Origin of the sequence: Wolbachia endosymbiont of Ctenocephalides felis wCfeJ (genome assembly GCF_012277315.1) — a bacterium.
Classification (GTDB): domain Bacteria; phylum Pseudomonadota; class Alphaproteobacteria; order Rickettsiales; family Anaplasmataceae; genus Wolbachia.
Window position 1 is genome coordinate 790,518 of the sequence record NZ_CP051157.1, and the last position, 22,290, is coordinate 812,807.

The 22,290-nt window shown below is 36.6% G+C and carries 20 protein-coding genes; 10 read left to right on the forward strand and 10 right to left on the reverse strand.

Features of this window, described 5'->3' with window-relative positions:
- Positions 1-247 precede the first annotated feature (247 nt).
- The 5 genes from HF196_RS03865 to HF196_RS03885 all read left to right on the forward strand — a co-directional run bounded on the left by HF196_RS03865 (position 248) and on the right by HF196_RS03885 (position 6,112).
- Entirely contained in the window at positions 248-1,582 is a 1,335-nt protein-coding gene (locus HF196_RS03865) for a V-type ATP synthase subunit I domain-containing protein (RefSeq protein ID WP_168455894.1), read from the forward strand.
- A gap of 194 nt (positions 1,583-1,776) precedes the next feature.
- Positions 1,777-1,971, forward strand: coding sequence for a hypothetical protein (locus HF196_RS03870; RefSeq protein WP_168455895.1), 195 nt, complete (start codon positions 1,777-1,779; stop codon positions 1,969-1,971).
- A gap of 36 nt (positions 1,972-2,007) precedes the next feature.
- Positions 2,008-3,228, forward strand: coding sequence for a hypothetical protein (locus tag HF196_RS03875; RefSeq protein WP_168455896.1), 1,221 nt, complete (start codon positions 2,008-2,010; stop codon positions 3,226-3,228).
- Entirely contained in the window at positions 3,125-3,889 is a 765-nt protein-coding gene (locus tag HF196_RS03880; protein WP_168455897.1) for a hypothetical protein, read from the forward strand. Before HF196_RS03875 ends, HF196_RS03880 begins: the two co-directional genes overlap by 104 nt.
- Positions 3,890-4,306: 417 nt before the next feature.
- The gene (locus tag HF196_RS03885) at positions 4,307-6,112 is read left to right on the forward strand and encodes a hypothetical protein (RefSeq protein WP_168455898.1); all 1,806 of its coding nucleotides are present in this window, start codon (positions 4,307-4,309) and stop codon (positions 6,110-6,112) included.
- A 48-nt stretch (positions 6,113-6,160) separates the two neighbouring features.
- On the opposite strand, the gene ubiB is transcribed toward HF196_RS03885, so the two are convergent.
- Both ubiB and HF196_RS03895 read right to left on the reverse strand, forming a co-directional pair.
- Positions 6,161-7,585, reverse strand: coding sequence for a 2-polyprenylphenol 6-hydroxylase (gene ubiB, locus HF196_RS03890; RefSeq protein ID WP_168455899.1), 1,425 nt, complete (start codon positions 7,583-7,585; stop codon positions 6,161-6,163).
- Positions 7,582-8,322, reverse strand: a complete 741-nt coding sequence (locus tag HF196_RS03895; protein ID WP_168455900.1) for a metal ABC transporter ATP-binding protein — start codon at positions 8,320-8,322, stop codon at positions 7,582-7,584. The genes ubiB and HF196_RS03895 overlap by 4 nt, the downstream gene beginning before the upstream one ends.
- Between HF196_RS03895 and HF196_RS03900 the strand changes: the two genes are divergently transcribed.
- Positions 8,314-9,201 carry a zinc ABC transporter substrate-binding protein gene (locus HF196_RS03900; RefSeq protein ID WP_168455901.1) on the forward strand — a complete coding sequence of 296 codons (888 nt, stop codon included), beginning with the start codon at positions 8,314-8,316 and terminating at the stop codon, positions 9,199-9,201. The genes HF196_RS03895 and HF196_RS03900 overlap by 9 nt on opposite strands.
- A gap of 116 nt (positions 9,202-9,317) precedes the next feature.
- Here HF196_RS03900 and HF196_RS03905 read toward each other — a convergent pair whose 3' ends face one another.
- Positions 9,318-9,578 (reverse strand): WPE palindromic element domain-containing protein, encoded by a 261-nt coding sequence (locus HF196_RS03905; RefSeq protein WP_168455902.1) that lies wholly within the window; start codon positions 9,576-9,578, stop codon positions 9,318-9,320.
- A gap of 103 nt (positions 9,579-9,681) precedes the next feature.
- On the opposite strand from HF196_RS03905, the gene HF196_RS03910 reads away from it, so the two are divergent.
- The gene (locus tag HF196_RS03910; protein WP_168455903.1) at positions 9,682-9,831 is read left to right on the forward strand and encodes a hypothetical protein; all 150 of its coding nucleotides are present in this window, start codon (positions 9,682-9,684) and stop codon (positions 9,829-9,831) included.
- 1 nt (position 9,832) lies between these two features.
- Here HF196_RS03910 and terL read toward each other — a convergent pair whose 3' ends face one another.
- Complete coding sequence (gene terL, locus HF196_RS03915) at positions 9,833-11,314, reverse strand: phage terminase large subunit (protein WP_168455904.1); 1,482 nt, start codon at positions 11,312-11,314, stop codon at positions 9,833-9,835.
- A 793-nt stretch (positions 11,315-12,107) separates the two neighbouring features.
- Here terL and HF196_RS03920 point away from each other — a divergent pair.
- The 3 genes from HF196_RS03920 to uvrB all read left to right on the forward strand — a co-directional run bounded on the left by HF196_RS03920 (position 12,108) and on the right by uvrB (position 16,122).
- Positions 12,108-13,328: a cytochrome b gene (locus tag HF196_RS03920; protein WP_168455905.1), complete on the forward strand. Its 1,221-nt coding sequence runs from the start codon at positions 12,108-12,110 to the stop codon at positions 13,326-13,328.
- Positions 13,328-14,092: a cytochrome c1 gene (locus HF196_RS03925; RefSeq protein WP_174855513.1), complete on the forward strand. Its 765-nt coding sequence runs from the start codon at positions 13,328-13,330 to the stop codon at positions 14,090-14,092. Before HF196_RS03920 ends, HF196_RS03925 begins: the two co-directional genes overlap by 1 nt.
- A gap of 86 nt (positions 14,093-14,178) precedes the next feature.
- Positions 14,179-16,122, forward strand: coding sequence for an excinuclease ABC subunit UvrB (gene uvrB / locus HF196_RS03930; protein ID WP_168455907.1), 1,944 nt, complete (start codon positions 14,179-14,181; stop codon positions 16,120-16,122).
- 166 nt (positions 16,123-16,288) lie between these two features.
- Here uvrB and HF196_RS03935 read toward each other — a convergent pair whose 3' ends face one another.
- The 6 genes from HF196_RS03935 to ligA all read right to left on the reverse strand — a co-directional run bounded on the left by HF196_RS03935 (position 16,289) and on the right by ligA (position 22,135).
- Positions 16,289-17,032 carry a putative folate metabolism gamma-glutamate ligase gene (locus tag HF196_RS03935; protein ID WP_168455908.1) on the reverse strand — a complete coding sequence of 248 codons (744 nt, stop codon included), beginning with the start codon at positions 17,030-17,032 and terminating at the stop codon, positions 16,289-16,291.
- Positions 17,033-17,034: 2 nt separating this feature from the next.
- Complete coding sequence (locus HF196_RS03940) at positions 17,035-17,523, reverse strand: dihydrofolate reductase (RefSeq protein WP_168455909.1); 489 nt, start codon at positions 17,521-17,523, stop codon at positions 17,035-17,037.
- Positions 17,520-18,818, reverse strand: coding sequence for a dihydropteroate synthase (gene folP / locus HF196_RS03945; RefSeq protein WP_168455910.1), 1,299 nt, complete (start codon positions 18,816-18,818; stop codon positions 17,520-17,522). Before folP ends, HF196_RS03940 begins: the two co-directional genes overlap by 4 nt.
- Positions 18,818-19,231 carry a dihydroneopterin aldolase gene (locus HF196_RS03950; protein WP_168455911.1) on the reverse strand — a complete coding sequence of 138 codons (414 nt, stop codon included), beginning with the start codon at positions 19,229-19,231 and terminating at the stop codon, positions 18,818-18,820. Before HF196_RS03950 ends, folP begins: the two co-directional genes overlap by 1 nt.
- 94 nt (positions 19,232-19,325) lie before the next feature.
- Positions 19,326-19,985 (reverse strand): CADD family putative folate metabolism protein, encoded by a 660-nt coding sequence (locus HF196_RS03955; protein ID WP_168456288.1) that lies wholly within the window; start codon positions 19,983-19,985, stop codon positions 19,326-19,328.
- Positions 19,986-20,104: 119 nt separating this feature from the next.
- A complete protein-coding gene (ligA, locus tag HF196_RS03960; RefSeq protein WP_168455912.1) occupies positions 20,105-22,135 on the reverse strand; it encodes an NAD-dependent DNA ligase LigA in 2,031 nt (676 codons plus the stop codon).
- Positions 22,136-22,290: the final 155 nt, after the last annotated feature.

The following is a 22,290-nucleotide window of genomic DNA, read 5'->3' on the forward strand; positions in this document are numbered from 1 at the left end:
AAAAGCTTTTATAGTGGTAAATGAAGAAAGACTTTTTTATTAGCCAATCAGTTTTAGGGAGCAGAAGTAAAAGTATATGGAAAATCTAAAATTTGAAAAAAATAATAAAAGCATTATTGAAAAGATATAAAATATATGTTATACTATAAAAGTTTAGAATATTTTGTTGATAACTTTAGGATTAATAATTCTTCAATGTTTTGTACTATAAAATTAATTATGCGATTTAATAATTTGAGGAGCAAATATGACAGATGAGTTTACTAACGATAATAATAATTTAAACGATAGCTCAATCAATAAAGCGAAGCTTGCAGCAGAGGAATTTGAAAAGCAAGAAAAAATTAGGAAGCTCAAGGAAGCCGCAGAAGAAATTAAGAACCATGCGAATAAAAAGCGTGAGGAGATAGAAAACGAAGCGTACAGATGTGTTGAAAGTTTATTATCAGATGTAGATCTAAACTTTAGGCGGAGTCATAGTAGTAGAGCATTTGATTCAGAGTTTTATCCTGAGGAAGAGGAAGAAGAGGACCAAGGATACTTTACAGATAGCGTAGTTGATTTCCTTATGAAACTTTTTAAGTTTTTTAACTTTATGGATAGTGAGATTGGGTTCGATGCCGATTCACAGGCTTATGTCATGGCTATGGAGGAAAAGAAACAAAACCTAATTGCTGCAATCATGAAGCTTATTAGGGATAAAGCGATAGAACTAATTAGAAAAATTCTCGCGAAGGATTTGAGTTTTAAAGAGAGAGTGGAAAAAGAAATAAAGGAATTGTGGGAAAAAATAAAAAGCGGTGATCTATCTGAAGAAGAGGAAGCAGCAATATTGGAAAGATTGCAGACTCTTGAAAATTTGAAGTTGCGTTTGCAAATGTTCGCAGTTGGTTGGGTTATTGTCATGCTCTCAGAGCTGTTGTCAGTTGAACTCAAAGCTTCAGTAGAAATAGAAGTGGATGAAGATAAAAAAGAAGAAAAAATCCCATCAAAAGAAAAAGAAACAACTAAAGAGGCCTATGGAAAAGTAGAAGCTAAGATAGAAGTAACTGAAAAAGAAATGCCTAAGATTATCGTTCCTGCTTCCATACTTGATCGTTCATCTGGAGTTGCAAGGCCAATTTCTTTGACTCCAGCAGAGCGCGATCTTTTACCAGATTTTCTGAGGAAAGGATTGCCTCCTATCTTCAAAGATGATATGAAGATAGAGAATCGTGAGGCACCAAAGCAAAGTGAAGTAAAACAAGAGAATAAACAAGCAGAACCGAAACCTGCAGAGCAGCCTAAAGAGAAGAAGCCAGAGGTGCGAGATGATGATATTTATAAATGCAGAGGTGATTGGACAGAAGTGAAGAATGAAGATAATAATGTTACATATGGAAAAGGTTCAGGACTGCCTGCTCACAGCTCTGTTGCTGACTGTGAATATGATTTTACATCTGGCTTTTCTCGTGATCTTGAGAATGGACCTAAGCAAAGTTCCGTCAAGAATGTTGAAGGAAAAGTTTTATCAGGAGTGACTAACATAAAAGTTGATAAATATGTAGAGGGTCAATCAGTAGGAAAAGGGCCGAGTGACTAGATTAAAATGATAGAGAAAGGAGGCTAGGTCTTTATTGAATATGATAATGGACAATGTCATTCCAGCACATGGCGCTGAGATCTAGAAGTATAAATGATGGTGAATAAAAATTTTTGAAAAAAATATAAAAAAGTGTTTGCACTGAAATTCATTTTGAGTACACTAATTGCATAATATTTTTACTAGGAGGCAGTATGTATAGTAGTAATGGTGGCAAAGGTTTTAGGGAACAAGCTGAACAGTGGAAGCGTGAAAATACAAACCCAGGTGGTGGGGCATTGTTAAAAGTTAAAGGAGCAAGGATTGATAATCATAGTGAGGCACTAAAAGACGTACGGGAGAAGAGAAATCAGTCCGAGCAATCTGGCAGCTCTATGAGGCGAAGTTAAAAAATAGTTATTTAAAGTAAAAGTATAGGAGGTGGTATGTCTAATACAAAAGAAACAGTAAAAGCATTAATTAGAGCTTTCAATGTACATAATTATGCTCGTAATACAGTTGAAACTAATTTTACAGTGCAAAGTAGGAACGGAAAAGACTATATCGTAGTCTCGTTTGATAAAGATATGGATCATTATCAGTGTACAAGATATCTGAGTGATATAAAGAGGAAAATAGTAAGTGAGTTCTATGGTATTCAAGAAGAGGATACAGATGAAGTAGTATTAAATACAGCTAATCTAATTTTTGATGTTAAGTCTTTTCCATTTGATATGAGTAAGGGGAAGTGGTCTATGGGTGAGCAAGGGAGGATTGAGTTTGTATCACCCATAGATGAGGGTGTAATTTTTAATTTGAAATCCCACTTAGCTTCCTCACTGAAAAAGGATGTACTGGAAGATATGCAGGTTAGCAGCAAAACCATGCCATTTGATAAGGAAAGGTATTTATGCCATGCTAAGTTTCCTAATACAAAATTACGTAAGCAATTTGAAGGTGAGTTTTTATCAAGGCTGAAAAAAAGATATGAAAATGTTCCCAAGGAACTTTTAAAGGTTAAAGGTAATGATGTGTATATAAGGAATGCTGTTGACGATGTTCGTTTTATTGATAGTGTAACACGATATATTACATTGCTTTTAGGCATGCATCTGGAGGTTAACAGTAACAATAATTCCAAGGTAAGGTTATTTAAGAATCTTATAATAAGGTCTATCTATCAATCAACAGGAGTAGAAATAGAACACTTTATGTGTGCTTCGCCTTTAGGTAGAAAGGATGCTTCAGTTCTTATACCTATTGTGTTAGATAGTGGAAAGCCTAAGTTATTAACAAATGAAGAAGCTTTTAAAATAAATTATGCATTTGACGGTGCTGTACTTAATGATCTTTATAACAGTACTCAGGCAGAATTATTACTAGGTGCAGAAGGGGTATATGCTATAAACTTTTCTAATTCACATATTTCTCAGTGTGTAATGACCAAAATCATCGAAAACTCTGTAATCAACAAAGACCATGAATTGTCGATTGACCCTGAGCTTCCTTTTCAGGCAATGTCGCCTGTGCGGTCACCGGGTGGAGTATCTAATGCAGAGTGTAATGGAGATTTACCAAGCTCATCCCTTAAATCCCCTGATAGTTCAGAGCTTCCCAGGCCACCAAACCAGGTTTTCCCAGGTTACAGTCTCGGACAACACAAATGAGCAATTTGGCTCTGCAGTAGATAGTGGAAGTGAGTGGGATTGTGTAGGTGGTCGTCTAACACCACCTACTTTTATTCGTTCAAATTCTAGTGGCAGTAATAAAAGCCCTAGTACATCGGGTTATGATATTGAGGATGAGGGATATCGTTCTTTGGAATCTAAGTATCAAGATAGTAACGGTCTATCGGAAAAGCTTCCTAAAGACAAAACCTTTGATACCTATCCTTTTATTAGTACATGCAGAAATAATAATAGAAGGCCTTCACTTCCAATCAGTATAATAGCACCTGATTATTCACACTCTCTAAGTGATACACTGGTCAAGCGCTTAGCGAATGATGGCAGCTTTGGTGAAGATATTGACAAGATAGGCGAACAAAAGGAATTTTCTATAGGTAGCAATGATCCATTGGAGACACTTATACCTGTAGATAATAAAGTTCCCATTGCCGATTCACTTTGTGACTCTGGTCTACAAAAACGTATAGTGTTAAGAAAAGTTTGCAAAATATGCAGTTACCAAGATCAGGAATCGATTAAGGAATTTACTCAAGATAAGCCATTTTCAAAAATAGAAAATATCGAAGTTATTAAACTTTATAGTAATCGTATTAAAGGCGATCCAGAGCTCGAATCAGAGCTAATAATATCAAGGTTATAGTTTTACCTAAGTAACGTCATATAGGATTGTTAATTGAATCTAATTCACTATCACTCTATCAGAGTTAGGATTGAAGCCCTGATTTGGTATTTTTCTTATCCACGTGTACGCTGCTAATTTTACCATTATGAGCCGGTAAGAAAGTGAAAATTCGGAAGAATTCTTCTATTTGTCTTTCAATAATAAAACTGCCATTTAGTAAAAAACGCTTATTTAGCGAAAAAAACACTTGCATAGTTCTAAATATGAGTTTATTACGTAAAATAGCTTTACATTACAAACATATGGTGAGAGTAAATTCAATATATAACAGGGGACAAAAACCCAAGTTTAACGCTTGTGGTTATTCTTACATCAAAGTTAAACGTTAGAGAAAGTAGAGCTTTAAAAGTATATGTTTTTTGAAGGAGGTATATCATGTTACTAAATGGAGTAGAACAACCTAACACAGTGGGAGTGACAAAACTAAGCAATCAGCCTGATGGTTCTAGAAAATCGGTTTGGGAAATAGCAAAAAAGGTTGCGAACAGAATGTGCTTTTTATCAAAGATTAGCTCGAATTCTATTGAAAGCTATATACAACTCCTCGCAGGTCTTGAGAAACATATCGTTGAACTAACAGAAAGAGACCTTCCTAAAGAGAACTCTACTATTGTACAGTTTCTCCGCTTAATTATAGAAAATAAGAGCTTACAACAGAAGTTAAAGAATTTAAACAACTGCATCAAAAGTTTCGATGGTAAATTTGATTCTACCAGTAATAAAGGATTGTGTTCTCAATTATTTGAGTTTGTGAAAGAATTTAAGCTACTGGATCTAGGGAATAAAGTATATTTTTTAGCACTTGTGAAGGAGAAAAAACACTTTGCTACTATAGTAGGTGAATTTGATGAGTGGGATTTGTATGATTTGACGACCAATGAAAATTTTAAACAGAAGCGTATAGAGGCAATAAATGAAGAAAGTGATCCTTTTAGTAGTAGATTCAAAAAAGATATGGATCAGTACATGGAAACAATACGGCTAGGGAAAAAAGTTATAGATCAGTATTTTAAAGATAAAGAAGTACGTACCCAAGCGTACTGTGAAACTAAGAATGGTAGTAGTATTTTACACGCGAATTTTATTAATTACCACGGAGCTGAGCCAATAAGAACTAGTGATATTTTAAAGCATGATAAAAATATTCAACAGCTAAGTATATATTGCAATACAAAACGTGAGGTAGAAGTTTATCGAGAAGGTCAAGCAAGAAATTATGATTTTGTAGAAGGTGCAAATTATAAAATGACAAGTATATGGCCTGCAAAAGACGGGAATGGAAAGTGTTGTAACTGTAAAATGGTTATGCACATAGACAGTAATGGCATAACTAAAATAGTGGAATTTGCTGTTAATGACAACAGATTGAATTCATCATCAGAAGGATTTTTAAAGTTAGTAGAACAGAATTTGAAGTTAATAGAACAAAATAAGGAATTATACATTAAACACCAGTCCTTGGGGGAGGCTGTGAAGAAGTTCTTAGGGCTGCAGCAAAATTCAGAGCATGAAAAAGTGCTGAATAAAGAAGAGATTACACCAGTACCAAAGGTAGAGAATAAAGAGTGCTCTCCCAGTACCGAAAGTAGTACTGCAAGTGATCCAAGCAAGGATCTTGTGGCTATCAGAAAAAAGCTTAGGGAATTAAATATTGAACTAGCAAATCTTGAGAAAAAAGTAAAGAGGGCAAAATATGTAATAAACGAAAATGTCTGTCTTGCAGGCGACTTAAAATCTCAAATTGCATGGGTGGAAAATTTAATAAGAATTAATCAGGAGATAGATAGTCGTTACGATGAATCAAAAGATATTCGCAGAAAATTAGGGGAATTAAGGCAACTTATTTGTGAAGTTAAAGAACGCTCGAAAGGTCCAGAGTGGGATAAAGGTAATGTATCGTCGTTAGGTACCCTATGCATCCTTACTAATCAGTTGCATCAGAATGTAAACGAAGCATACTTTTCAATCGAAGTATTACAACAAAAATTTAGAGCGAATCTACTTAGCAGTGATGTCGAAAAGTTTATTAAACAGCATTCAAAATTGATTAGTGGTGTAGAGTATATAGACTCTATTAAACACGACGGTAATGGAACGCCTTCCAGTACTTTTGTTGGACGTGTGCAAGAGGAAAAGTTAGGTCAAAACAATGCACAGAATATAGGTGCTAAAATCATTTAGCTGCACATTGTCAAATTTTGACACATTTTTATTTGGTATTTGTGTGCTTTAACAAATTAAAAGCTTAGTGATTAGCATTGCAATTATAGACCACAATAAAAAATAAATTTTTCCATTTGACCTAATTCTGATGTTTTCTAGTTTTTGGTCGGCTATTAGGTTTAGTTTTTCTACAAAGCTAAGTATTTCTTGAATTGTTTTTATAGGGTAAGAACTTTTTATTTTTTCCCTATAACTCATCTTATTTTTGTGTTGATTCTTCGTCCATGCTTCAACTACTTTCCACATATTGATTTCTGGGTAGATTTTTCTGCATGTTCCCTCTAGCAAAATCATAGTTTTTTGCAGCAGTAACAATTGTGTCTGAACTTTCATATCAAAATCACCAGTTATTTTGAATAATTGGGCAAGCAAACTAGCAAAAGAAATTTTTTGTATAGGCTGCCCTATGATTGGCTCGCCTATTGCTCTGCATGCTGCAACAAAATTTTTATGCCGTGGTGAAACATAACCGGCTCTAAAGTGCACTTTTGCAACATAGTCATAATTCCGATTTAAAAAGCCTTTCAGTATTTCTATTACATAGTAGCACGTCTCACGGTCTATTCGGCCCATAATTCCACAGTCGAGGGCGATAATATTGTTGTTACTATCGATCATTAGATTTCCAGGGTGCATATCCGCATGAAAGAAACAATCCCTGTATACTTGATTGCAAAATGACTCGATAAGATTGATAGCTATTTGCTTATGGTTATTCAGTTTCTCGACTTCGTATATAGGTGTTGCATCTATCCACTCTAATGTTAAAACCTTCTTTGAAGTCCTGCTCCAATCCACTTCAGGTACATAAAAACCTCTATCATTTTTTGTATTTTCCCTCAGTTCCGAAGAATGAGCAGCTTCAAAACGTAGATCCAGCTCTAATCGACAAATTTCAGCAAAGGTTTTAACTAATTCAATCGGTTTTAATCTCTTTGATTGCTCGCTAAATTTTTCTACAATCCCTGCAAGCCAAAAAAGCATTTTTATATCTTTTGAAAATGTTTTCTCAATGTTTGGTCTTAGAACCTTTACGGCAACTTCTTTACCTTCTGTTGTAACTGCTTTATGAACTTGAGAAATTGATGCTGCTGCTATTGGCTCTTCAGAAAAGCTTGAAAAAATGTCGTTTAGTTTGCAATTAAATTCGCTTTCTATGGTTCTAACTACTATCTTGTATGAAAAAGATGGCAGTCTATCACATATAAGCAGTAAGTTATTTGTTATATCCTCATTTAAAATGTCAGTGCGTGATGAGATGGACTGCCCAAATTTAATAAACACTGGACCTAACTTTTCAAGAGCACACTTTATTTTATAGCCCCGTATTTTATTTATTGACTTCCTCGATGGAGCAAGTAAATGAGGTGATATGCTGTAACGAGTGAGCACTGCAGTTATATACAGAAGACGCAGAATATTTTGAATCATCTTGCTATGCAACTGCTAAATATCTCGCTTAAAGTCTTGTTCTTCATGATCTCGTCAGGCTTACCTTGGCAGTATATAGTATGATTTATGCAAATTATGTAATCTGAACACGGTACTACGGAGCTTAAATCATGAGATGTCATAAGAATCGAAATCGATCTTTTTTTGGCTATTTCACCTATAATGTCATAAAATTTAGCTCGGGCATTAATGTCCATTGCGCTCACTGGTTCGTCCAGGATAATCAAGTCAGGTTCTGCGATTAAACAACGTGCAAGCAGCAATAATTGTGTCTGCCCCGCAGAAATTTCCAACACCTGATTCTTCAAAATGTTGCTAATACCAACTAATTCTACCACTTTTGTAATAATCGATTGATTTTTCTTAAATTTTTTTGAGAAGCTATTTGAAAGAAAATATTCAACTGTTATCGGCATTAAGTTACTAATGCTAAAATTTTGTGGCATATAGCTAATTTTTATATCGTCAGAAAATATGATACTACCGGTATAGTTCTGATTTATACCAGCAACTACCTTCACTAGAGAGGTTTTACCTCCACCATTTGGACCAAGTATAGTAACTACATCTCCTTTTTCTATTGATATATTAATACTATCAAGGACTTTCTTATTGTCATATGTTAGAGCAAGGTTTTCTATTTTTAGGACACTGCTATTGACATTATTTAACTCTTTGGCAAAATTTAATTCTTTCTCAACATTTTCATGAGACATTTACTGATTTCTTTTCTATCATTTCTGTTTACACTATACCACAGTACTGCCTTCTCATCCAATTTAAAAGTTGTAACTACAATAAAGCCTATACACTCACTTGTAGCCTCTGTTGCAGATGGAATCTTAGAGCCAAATTTGTTAGACTATACAACATCTGCGCACGATTATATATTAAAACCCTCTGATGCAAGTAGTCTAGAGTTGAGTGATGTCATATTTTACGTTGATGATAACCTAGAAACATTTGTTAAAATCTTTGCTAAAAACAATAAAGAACTTATACAGTTGTCAAAAACAGTCGATCTACTTCCTGCTCGACCACATTCATTTTCCAGACAAATCATTCACACTCAAGGCGAAAAAGACTTGCACATTTGGCTTAGTCCAAAAAACGCAAGGAGTATGATATTCTCTATAAGTGCAACACTATCTAATATAGATAAGGAGAATGCCTCTCGGTACAATTACAATGCGAAGAAAGCCGTAGAAAGGATAGATCAGGAAGTAGAGAAAATCGCAAAGGAACTGAATGATTTTAAAAGTCAGAAATACATAGTTACTCACGATGCCTATCAATATTTTGAAAGATATTTTGGCTTAAGTCACCCAAGCGCCATTCTATCTATAGAAGAAGATGCTTATATAGGTATGAGGAGTTTAATGAAACTAAAAAAGATGATGAAGGAAGAAAACATTAGATGTATAATTTCTTCTTCATTAGAAGATAGTATAAAACCCAAAGCTCTTTCTAATGACGCAAAAATGGTAATTCTTGATCCGATTGGGTCAGACATAGAACCTGGAAAAGACGCATATTTAGCTCTAATCAATAGCATCACACAGAATTTCAAATCCTGTTTTGTTGAATCTAAGTAAAAATTATTCAGGCTTGAATAATTTATCTGTTAAGGAATATAGCTGGTGTGCAAATGTTAAAGTAAAAGTGGTGTTATTCTGCTCTATGATGGTGTCATCCAAGTAGTATAATGATGTCACTCGAGTAGCCTAATAATGTCATCCCAGTGCCCTCTTCTTGTCATCCGAGTAGCGGACACTGGGATCCACTCTTTTTTCCTGGATTTCAGCGTCACGCGCTGGAATGACACCTTCAGAAAGTAAACCAACGTCACGCGCTGGAATGACAGGGTTGTGGATGTCATCCTAGTAGCCCTTTTTTTGCCATCCCAGTGCTCCGACACTGGGATCCATTCTTTTTTTTCACTGGATTCCAGCGTCACGCGCTGGAATGACACCCTTCGATGAACATAAGCAATCTCTTATTTTCGATTTTGCGTAAAATGAAAATAAGGCTTAGTAGCTAACACTGGGATCCTTTCTTTTTTTTACTGGATTCCAGTGTCACGCGCTGGAATGACACCTTCAGAAAGTGAATCAGCATCACGCGCCGGAATGACAGAGTTGTGGATTCCAGTGTCCGCTACTTGGGTGACACCGTCAGAAAGTGGACCAGCACTACGCGCTGGAATGAACCCTGCCTGGTCTTAAATCACAAAGCGCGTATAGCTGCGACCCGAGAGGTGCTTTCTCTCATCCACTGCAGATATTGCACGGTGCTGTCGACTTGGTCGTCGTAGCGGGTTTCTGGAAACATTAAAATCTCGCACTCAAAATCACTGAGCCATACTGCTTGGTGTGGCAAAAAAACTTTTCCAGACTCTATAATCGGAACAATCTGGTGGAATCTGGCGAGTTTGTCATCGTGTGGTATTATTTCAATAACGGGTAAATCACTGCTTGCTTTTAGTTCTTGTACTAATTGCTGACCACTTGTTTTTGCTTCGATTAAAATTGCGTGTGGCGCCCATCTTGCTGCTAAGGACAAAACTTGCTCTTTAAGTTTTGGGTACTCGAGTTTTGCACGATATACATCGAGTAAATAAAACTTATTGCCCACTTTTGCCCAGGTGGTGCAGACGCTGAAGTTGCTAGCGTTGCTCATTGAAACTGCAGTGTCCCAACTTTGGGTTACGTGTGAGAGATCATCAGGAAAATTTCTATAGCGCTTCAGCCACTCTCGTTTGATTATACCACTTGAAAGCGGTAGAGGGTTTTGTTGATATTGCGCAGCAAAAGCGTAACTCCCAAGTTCAACCTTTATCATCTCAACTTCTTCTTTTCCTCCATCTAGGGGGTATAGCAACTGACCTTCTTCTCTTGAATATATCCTTGCAGGTGGTGTTATGTAAGTAGCTGACCCTGGAATCCAGCGTTTATTGCTGGTGTGTCCATTTTTAGTTACTTGGATAACCGGAACAAAAAAAGTAGGTGCTGTCTTTTTAACTGAATAGATAACCTCCTTATTTTCAGATATCATTGGTAAACGAATATGGTGCCATATGATTTTCGGTTTGGAAAGAAGGTGGCCGGTCAAATCTTCCAGGTGGAGTCTGTGCATCACAAGAACGATTACTCCTTTTTTTCTATTGTTGAGCCTGCTTACTAAAGTCTGGTCGAACCAGTTTGTAGCACGCTTTCTAAGCGTTTCACTCAAAGCTTGAGTGGAGCTCAGTGGATCATCCGCAATAATGAAATCACCACCTTCTCCGGTTAATGTTCCACCAACAGATGTTGCAATTCTGTATCCTCTCTGCACTGTTTGGAATTTGTATTTGGTGTTTTGTTCTTGGGATAGTTCTACTTCTGGAAATAGCTCTCTATACCAACCAGACTGCATTATACACCTTGTGTCGAGCGAGTGTTTTTCACTAAGCCGCTGAGAATAGCTTGCAACTATTATTCTCGCGGTTGGCTGATTGCCCAGTATCCATGCGGGCCATGCAACGCTCACACACATGGATTTCATCGAGCGCGGCGGCATATTGAATATTATGCGCCTCACTTCACTGGCACTTGCCGCTTCCAGCCTGTCTGCTATGACTTTTATGTACCGATAATGATTATACTCACATCCCGGCATCACTGTTTTAAAGCACAGCTCAATGAATTTGAGAAAGTTTATGTTTTCCATATTAGCCTCCTGTTATCCAAGTAGCCTTTTCTTGTCATCCAAGTACTTTCTTTTCTGTCGTCCAAGTAGCTCCTCTTCTTGTCATCCCAGTGCCCCGACACTGGGATCCAGGAAAATTTGCTTGTTCACAAGCAAACTGATTCGGTGATCATAGAAAGTAGCTAATCTTATGCTAAAAACGTTCTTGGTGAGGTTGCGTGATAAAGGATGGACAGAATTACACCTTCCTATCCAGTTCATAAATTACACTAGCTATAAATGTTAATAAATTTACTAAATGAGAAAAAAAGCAAAAGAAGCCCCGTGGTGGCTAGTTATTTACTTTTGTGTCGAAATGTTGGCGTTTTTTTATCCTAAACGTTTAATAAGTGCGACTTAGCTGCTTTTTAATGCAGCTTAACCTTAGCCATAAACGTTTAAGAAACTCACTAAGCAGAAAAAAAGCAAAAGAAACCCCGAGTAGCTAGTTATTCACTATCTATCTTATGATATTGGCGTTTTTGATGTCTTAAACGACTTATAAGCGCGTTTGAGCTTGTATAGGTAAAAAAACAGAAGTTTTAAAAAGACATACAGTGCACATAGTGCGAAAAATTAAACATGAGACGCCAAATATGCTAAGTTTTTTTCTCATTTAATCTGCACAGACTGAAGATAAATAATAGCTTCAACCCTATTATAAGTGGACTTTTGGGGGTTGTCAAGAAATTTCTGAGATTCAATCTTATTGAAGTTTTTATTGTTTATAGAGGATCAGCTGCTACAATAGGCAAGTTAAAGGTAGAGAAAGCTTATGCAAGATGATAAAAAAGTAACAGAAGAAAAAGGCATATTGGGTTGGATAGAGTATAGGTTGCCTATATTTTCTTTTCTAAGGCATACTGCTTCTTATCAAGTGCCAAAAAACTTAAATTATGCTTGGAATTTTGGTTCTTTGGCTGGTATAGCGCTAATCTTACAGATAATAACGGGCATCTTTCTTGCTATGCACTACACTCCACATGTTGATCATGCTTTTAATAGCGTAGAGCGTATAATGCGTGACGTAAATTATGGATGGCTAATACGATATACCCACGCTGTTGGAGCTTCGCTCTTCTTTATGGTGGTTTATGTTCATATTATGCGTGGATTGTATTATGGTTCTTATAAAAGACCGCGAGAGATGGTGTGGTTCATCGGCATATTTATATTTTTTGCAATGATGGCAACTGCCTTTATGGGATATGTTCTTCCCTGGGGGCAAATGAGTTTTTGGGGCGCAACGGTCATAACTAACTTATTCTCAGCTATACCTTTAATCGGCAATAAAATAGTTATATGGTTATGGGGTGGTTTCTCCGTTGATAATCCAACACTCAATCGTTTTTTTGCTCTGCATTATCTTCTGCCTTTTGTTATTATTGCCTTAGCTATGTTACATGTCATTGCTCTACATAGATTTGGTTCTGGTAACCCAAGTGGAGTAGAAGTGAAATCGGACAAAGATACTATTCCTCTCTATCCTTATTATATAGTCAAGGATTGCATAACTTTTGGTTTGTTTTTTATAGTTTTATTTGTGTTTGTTTTCTATGCTCCTAACTATCTTGGGCATCCGGATAATTACATAGAGGCTGATTCTATGGTAACTCCAGTACATATAGTACCAGAGTGGTATTTTTTACCTTTTTATGCAATGTTGCGCTCAATTCCAAATAAACTTATTGGTGTACTGACCATGTTTGGATCTATTTTAGTATGGTTTTTATTGCCTTGGCTCGATCAATCAAAAACTAAAAGTGGTGCTTATCGTCCATTATTTAAGAAATTTTTTTGGGTCTTTGCAGCAAATTTTGCATTTCTTGCTTGGCTTGGGGGACAGGAAGTTAAAGAACCTTACGTTACTCTAAGTAGGCTCTCCACTCTTTATTACTTTGCATACTTTGTAATAATTTTGCCACTACTTAGTAAGTATGAGAAGCCAGAAGAACCGCCAAAAACCATAAGTGATTCTGTGTCGGAGATGAAGTGATGCTGATAAAAAATATATTGACTGTGTTTTGCACATTGTTTCTTGCAAGTTATGTGCATGCGGAAGAATTCAAACCATTGCCAAATAAGAAAATAGACTGGAGTTTTAATGGAATTACTGGATCTTTCGATAGAGAATCAATTCAGCGTGGCTATAAAGTGTATAAGGAAGTTTGTGCTGCTTGCCATTCAATGAATAGGGTGGCATTTCGTAACTTGCAAGATATCGGTTTTTCTGAAGAAGATGTAAAACAGATCGCAGCCTCTTATCAAGTTAAAGATGGTCCAAACGACCTGGGTGAAATGTTCGATAGACCCGGAATACCTTCAGATTATTTTATTGCACCTTTTGACACAAAAGAAGCAGCTTCAGCAAGTAATAATGGCGCAGTTCCACCAGACTTGTCATTAATTATCAAAGCAAGGCACGATGGTGCAAATTATGTATATTCACTTCTTACTGGCTATCAAAATGGCGAGCATGATGAGAATGACTTATATTTTAATTCGTACTTTCCAACAGGTAGGTTAGCTATGGCGCCTCCACTTTCTGAAGGAATGGTGGAATATGACGGTGTAAGGCAAGCTACAGTTGAAAACATGGCATATGATGTGGTAAATTTTTTACAATGGGCAGCAGAGCCAGAACTAGAGCGTAGGCATAAACTTGGGTTAAAAGTAGTGACATACTTTATCATTTTAACAGTGTTTTTTGTATTCACTAATAACAAAGTTTGGAGCAGGCTTTACAAAGATAAAAAATAGATTTTCTTTGACACTCATTTTCATATCTTATTTACGCTAATGAATATATTATACAATAATAAATATATTATGAAAGTGTAAGAACTATGGAGTTTCAAATTGTCACACATTTTAAACCATCTGGAGATCAGCCACAGGCGATTGAGAGTTTAGTTGCAGGACTAAATAGCAACAAAAGAGATCAGGTTTTACTTGGAGTTACTGGCTCTGGAAAAACTTTCACTATGGCAAATGTTATTGCAAGAACGAACAGACCAGCATTAATTATGGCACATAATAAAACTCTAGCAGCACAGCTTTATGAGGAGATGAGAGGATTTTTTCCCTATAATGCTGTCGGATACTTCATTTCTTATTATGATTATTACCAGCCTGAAGCGTACTCACCACAAACTGATACTTATATTGAAAAAGACTCTTTAATCAACGAAAGAATTGATATGCTGCGTTATTCTGCTGTCTGCTCCCTTTTGGAGCGCAGGGATACAATTGTAGTTGCCAGTGTTTCTTGTATATATGGTCTTGGTTCACCCGAAAGCTACATTAATGTGACTATATCCTTAAACGTTGGAGATAAAATTCGTATTAATGATTTCCTAAGTAATTTAGCTGATCTCCAATACAAACGCTCTGATATCAAATTTGAGCGGGGATATTTCAGAGTACGTGGCGATATTATTGATATATTTCCTGCCTATTATGAAAACAAAGCTTGGCGTCTATCGCTGTTTGGCGATGAGATAGAAGGAATTTCTGAGATTAATGCCATGACCGGCAATGTTATCAAGCGCATAGATAAAATTACCATTTTTCCAAACAGCTACCACATTACATCACGTGAGACTCTGCTACAAACAGTACAACAAATCAAAAAGGAATTGCATGAACGTTTGGATTATTACTATTCACAGAACAAGATTGTTGAGGCAAAACGCCTTGAGCAGCGTACCAACTTTGATATTGAAATGATGTTAGCAACAGGGATGTGTAAAGGCATTGAAAATTATTCGCGTTATCTCTACGAAATGGAAGCCGGAGATCCACCACCTACTTTGTTTGAGTATTTACCTAAGGATGTAATTTTATTTGTCGATGAAAGCCATGTCACTGTTCCTCAGATTGGTGCAATGTATAGCGGTAATGAGGCACGTAAAAAAAAATTGATTGATTACGGTTTCAGGTTACCTTCTGCTTTTGATAACCGTCCATTAAAATTTGAAGAGTGGGAAGCAGTGCGGCCACAAACTATTTTCATTTCTGCCACTCCCGGAAAGTATGAGTTGGAAAAAACCAGTAACGTATTTATAGAACAAGTTATTCGCCCAACAGGGTTGATAGACCCAATTTGTATTATAAAACCAACAGAAAATCAGGTTGATGATGTAATTCATGAAACGCAACTGACAATAAAGAAGGGATTTTGTGTTCTAATTACCACATTGACAAAAAAAATGGCTGAAAAGCTAGCTGAGCATATGAGTGAGTCAAATATAAAAGTAAGTTATTTGCATTCAGACATTGGCGCGCTTGAGAGAATTGACATTATATGTAAGTTAAGGTCAAAGGAAATTGATGTGTTAGTTGGCGTTAACTTACTGAGAGAGGGTCTTGATATTCCAGAGTGTGGATTGGTTGCAATTTTAGACGCTGATAAGGAAGGATTTTTACGATCGGAGACTTCACTCATTCAGACGATAGGTCGTGCTGCACGTAATGCTGAGGGTAGGGTAATTTTATATGCGGATAAAATGACCGGTTCTTTGGACCGTGCGTTGAAAGAAACTGAAAGAAGAAGAAAGAAACAACAAGAATATAATACGCTGCATAACATTACACCGAAAACTATAATAAAGCCTGTATCAAATGCTTTACAAGATAAAGTAGTGACTGAGGAGGATGTCAATATTAGTAACGCTGATTTAAAAAGGTTGAATGAGCAGATGTTAAAGTGTGCTGAAAACCTAGAGTTCGAAAAAGCTGCAGAAATTAGGAATATTATTGAAAGATTTAATAAAAGACCTTCTGCGTAACCAATTTTTGGTAAGGAATTTTAGAAGAAATACATCTGCAGAATACTTTGGAAAAGTGCAAGCAAGTTTTGACGCAAAATCGGAAAGCAGGTTATGCAAAAGGCATAATGCATGACATAGAAGAAAAAGTCAGGTTATATGATTTAGCTTTGCAAATTTTTTAAATTTATTTCTTGTTCTTCAACCATTGGGCTCCCATAAGGAGAGGAGAGTAAAGGTCATCTTCCATAGATATTTTTACACTTTTTTCCTCTTCTATAGTTGGCAAGCGGGTAAGAAAGCGAATCCTTGGTACATTTCTAATAATTGCCATTGGTGTTTGTTCTGCCCCTTCTCCCATGACTAAAACAGCAGATGTTGCTAGCGCATCAAGAAGATTGATTTGTGTTGCCTGGAGTGGCCTACTATAAAGATCTGGCTTGCCTATATAAGAATAAAGCGGCTTAAATCCACACCAACCAAGAGCAATTCCTGTAACTCCAAGGCGCATAGGTGTTATATTACTATCTGTAATCAAAACACCAAGATGTTTTATGCGGTGTTTTGTTCTGAGGTGGTTCCATACTAATATAGCTGTTTTTTGAACATTTTTTGGGTGCAGGATATACACTTTATCACCATTTGATTCATCAATGCCGGCAGATGGAATTAAGATATTATCTTTAATTGTCAAATAGATACCGCAAAGATTACAATCTGTATCAACAATCGCATCAGCTTCTTTTTTAATCAGCTCCTCTTTAGAGCAGGCAGTTTTGTGAACTACTTGCTTTTGGCAAATGGAAATGATTTTTGATGTGATAGCAAGCACAACCTCCTCTGTAAGCAACTTCGAAACATAGCGATCAAGAATCTTCTCTAATGCTTCACCGCATTCAACGCGGTGGGTGTAAATTGCTTCGACATGCATATTTAACGTATTAATCTACATATAGTGTAATCTTGCGTTTTTGTGAGAATAGTTTTATTCCACCTATCAAGAAGTGCTAAGTTGAAATATACATCACCTTTATAAGGTTTGTGAATTTCTGTTATGATAAATTCTGAGATTAGATCATGTTCTAAAAAAAGGTGCGCTATCTGCGCTCCACCAATCATGAAGATTTTGGAGTAATTCCAACTATTTTGAATTGATAGAAACTCTTGCATAGAAGAAACAATAGTGCATTTTATACCTCTATTAAAACAAGAACTTAGCTTGTTACGAGAAAAAACAACAGGAACACGATCCTTCAATATGTTTTGAGGTATTGCTTCGAATGTCTTTCTTCCCATAACAATAACTTGTTTGTCGGTCACCTGGCGAAAATGCTCCAGCTCACTTGGGTAGTACCAGGGCAATCCATTATTTATTCCAATCACCCCATGAGGATCAACAGCCATAACTCCGATAATCATCATCCCTGTAAAGTAGCTTGGGCTACAAAAAATCTCATGTGATCGCGCACATTATGCACTCGAAGGAAATCAACCTTATTGTGTAATACAGACGACGTAGAAATTGTTTCTAAATCTCGGTTAAAGGCAGGTTCTAAAGAAAAAGAAGAAATGAATGACTTTCTAGAATGACCAACTAGAACCTTGCAGCCGAAACTTTGCAATGCTTCTATATTGCGCAAAATCCAGATATTCTGATATAGGGATTTTCCAAAACCTATACCAGGATCAATAATTATTGAGCTTTTATAAAAACCTAGAGCTAGTAATCTATCAATACTTTTCTCTGCCCAGTGATTTATGGTATTGATGGGGTCAGTGTTACCTGGAATAATGTTGTCCTTATGTGGTGGTATAGAGAGTGAATGCATAATAACGATGCTACACCCAGCGCTAGCAATTGCTTTTAGGGTATTATCATCTAGATCTCCTTTAACATCGTTTATCCAAGCAATGTTATAATATTCCAAAGCTTTTAAAATAACATCCGGCCAGAAACTATCAATACTGACTTTAATATCGCCAGCTTTCATATAATGACTGAGATTATCAAGTACTGGTTTTAACCGTGCATATTCTTCCTCTGGGGTCTGCATCGAAGACCCAGGCCTTGTTGATTGAGCACCAAGATCAACTACGCTTGCACCATCTGATACCAGTTGCAATGCCTGCTTAGTTGCTTGGTCTACATCATAATAAAGACCACCATCTGAAAATGAATCAGGAGTGACGTTGACAATTCCCACAAGCTCTGGTGAAAGCATAAAACTTTTTAAAAAGCAGTCTTGAACGCTAGGAGTGTTGTGAACAACAGTACCAAACGTCTTGTTGGTTGTTGGAATATTACCCATGGGGTTGAGCATTGCCATCAAGTGAAGCAAAAATGGTCTGTTCAACAATTCTGGGTGAGGAATTTTAAGGTAGGGTGCATCGAGCGTTAGATCATCCCATAATAAAATATCCAAGTCGATAATACGAGGTGCCCACTTTTCATGAATCTGTGGACGACCAATGTCACATTCGATTTGTTTTAGACCTTTTAATAGCTCTTCGGGAGAAGCAAGACAGCTTCCATACACAACCATATTAAGAAATGGCTTGTTCCACTCAGTTGGGGCACCATTTGGTAAAATAGCTTTAGTTTCTAAGACAATCGAAAATTTTAGGTCTTTAAAATAATGCTCCTTTAGTAGTTGAGCAGCTTTTTGTAAATTAGAAAGGCGATTTCCTATATTTGAGCCAATAGAAATATAAATCATTAGGTATCTTCCTGCTCTTGCAGTGCATTGCTATAGGTAAAGAGAACACCCCCATGCACATCGGGAACGGGTGGTGCAACTTTGTGAGCAGTCACTCTTATAGAAGAAATAATATGCCTTTTCTGCATTAAAAGGTTACTAATGGTTATATATACATCATGAGTGAAATGCTCGATTAAATTGAATTGCTTGCTTTGAGCAAGCGATTTTATACTCTGCACTACTTCCAGATAGCAAACAGTATCCTCAAGCCGATCAGTTATAAATCCTACAGGAGGAGACTTAAAGATAAAATCAACATTAATACTCACTAATTGGGAATGAAACTTCTCTTCCGTACTACAGCCTAAATGAACCCAAAGCCGTAAATCCTGGATAAGGAGGTTACATAACGGTTTTGTACCTAGTCCCATCTTTATACTTATCTAGCTTACAAAAACCCACATGTTTCCGAAGTTTACCGAATTACTCAAGAGAAATTTTCCCCCTTTATTGATGAAAACCCCCTCAGCAATGTGCATATGCGTTCATCATTCCATCAAGAAAACCCCATAAAAGCTTTGCTCCTTTTTTAGCACCTTGCATAACTTTCCCTTGTTCTTCTTCATTTAAATCCGCAATAAGGTTTGCGCATTCCTCAGAATGCCACTCATCAGCATGCATGTGAACAGTAAAGAATTGGAGGGAGCGCTCATCATTTATTGAATAGTGTTTTTTGAGACCATCAATTTTAGATTTAGAAACCTCAGGGGTTTGACGTTCATAAGCATGAAGAGCCCCAAGACCCATTGCAAAGCCTGACCGTACAATATCAAAGTAACCATCAACCAATTCTTGTGTCTCCTTGATTTGCGCATCTTCACGAAGATCGGACCGTGAGACACCAAGCCCTTCAGCAAAACGTTGCCATAGCTCTGGATGGTTCTCATCACCTTGCTCTTCCTCCACTAAATTACCAAGCAAAACTTGTCGCATTTTCAGATTTGGGCACAAAGAATGTATACTACTGATATAGCGAGGAAATGCGGCAACATGATGATAATATTCCTTAGCGTAAACCTGTAGAGCTTCAAGACTCAAGTTTCCTTCATTCCAGGACTGATAAAACTGATGTTTCAATAAATGTAAATCATCTAATTCTTTATTAAGCAATTGAACGAACGTTATAATAACTCCTAAGTTAACACAAAACTATTCTAGGCTATTCATAGACTTGTTAGATGTCAAGAGATATAAGAATTTGTGTACTGCCCAAAGGACATGGATAATATATTATTCAGCACTTCCTAACTTATCATGCTATACCACTGCTCTTCATCCAAAATTTTTACACCTAATTCCACTGCTTTTTTGTATTTAGTTCCTGGTTTTTCTCCTGAAACTAGGTAGTCAGTTTTAGCAGAAAGATTTGAACTAACTTTTGCTCCTAGAGCTTTGGCTCTTACTTTTGCCTCTCCTCTACTCATAGTAAGTAGTTTGCCGGTAAACACTATAACTTTATTATTCAAAATAGAATCGCTAGAGTTGGAGCTGACAGGCAGAATTTGAAGATAATCAGTAAGATCCTTCAACATTTTGGTGTTGTGTTCCTTAGAAAAAAATGATTCCAAAGATTTAGCCGCTTTGTCTCCTATGCCATCTATACCTACTAGCTCATCACTAAAAGATTTGGCTGCTTTCTTCTCTGCGCCATCTATCTCAGCATCATCTGATAACAGTTTGATCATCGAACTATACCAATTATCATAAGAGACATAATAATTTACAAGCAATGCTGCTGCAACTTGGCCAATAAATCTAATACCCAAGGAAAATATAAACCTATCTAGAGTTATTACCTTTCTACTTTGTATAGCATTTAATAAATTAGTTATTGATTTTTCGCCCCAGCCAGACTGTTCTTCCAGATTGAATTCATTTAATTTTTCTTCTAAGGTAAAAATATCTGGGATTTGCTTTACTAAACCAAGGTCATAAAAAAACTTTATCTGCTTTTCACCAAGGCCAACAATGTCAAATGCATCTTTCGATACAAAATGTTTCAGTTTTTCTATTATTTGAGCTCTGCAGGTAAATTCCTCAGGGCACCTTATTGCTACTCCCTCAATCTGTACTTTACTACCGCATTCAGGGCATACTTCAGGAAATACAAATTCAGGTGCATCCGTATGACGAGAGCCTTTATCTACTCTGACAATCTGAGGAATCACATCTCCTGCCCTTTTGATTGTTACAACATCTCCTTCTCTTATGTCTTTACGTTTTATCTCATCTTGGTTATGCAGGCTTGCTCTACTGACTAGCACTCCACCAATATTGACTGGAACTAAATCTGCGACTGGAGTTAAAACTCCCGTTCTACCCACCTGTATAAATATTTTATTTAACTTTGTCTTTGCATAAACTGCAGAAAATTTGTATGCAAGCGCTGAGCGCGGTGCTTTATGGGTACTTCCTAGGCGATTTTGCAGCACCAAATCATTGACTTTGTAGACTATTCCATCAATATCATAATCCAAGTTATAGCGACAATCATAGATCTCGTTATAGAACTTCAGCATTCCATTCAAACTGCTTGTTAAGAACCGATGCTCATTTACGCAAAAGCCAAGTTCCTCAAGCCTCTCTAGTACTTCACTTTGGCTTTTTTCCGTTCCGCCAATCAAAGAATAAGCAAAATATCTAAGTGGTCTACTTGCCGTAACGTTCGCATCCAACTGTTTCAGAGAACCAGCAGCCGCATTTCTAGGATTGGCAAACTCATTGTTTTCATTTAACTTTAAAAAGTCGCTGTTACTGATATATATTTCACCTCTTACTTCTAATCTGCCTTTTACACCAGGCAAAACTCTAGGAAAGCCTTTTATTGTTGCAACATTATGAGTGACATCTTCTCCTATGAAACCGTCACCTCGAGTTGCGGCTCTAACGAATCTTCCATCCTCATAAATTGCAGAAAACGACAACCCATCAATTTTTGGCTCACATAATATCTCTATTTCATCCTCAATTAAAAACCTCTTTATCTTAGATAAAAATCTCTCTACACCTTCCTCATCATAAGCGTTCTCAAGGGAAAGCATAGGTTCCTGATGTTCCACTTTGGAAAATCTTTCATCAGGTGCAGCACCAACGCCATTTTGTGTTACATCAGTTTCTGGAAGTTGTGCTTCTATTTCAGCTGCCTTTCGCTTCAGCTCATCATATTCAGCATCGGTAATTTCCGGCTTATTTTTTTGATGATACAAGACATCATGATAACTCATCTTCATTTGCAATTCAGCAAGTTCTCGTCGCAAATCTTCTAAATTAGTCATATCTCTTTGAACATAGGAACTAGTGCATAAATATGAAGTCAGATTAGTTTTTCCGTCAAGCCGTGAATTTTTGTAAATTCAATGTATGGTAGAGGTAAAGTACTAAAAAATCAAGAGAAGTATTGCAAGTAGGTAAAAGCGATAGATTTATTTGC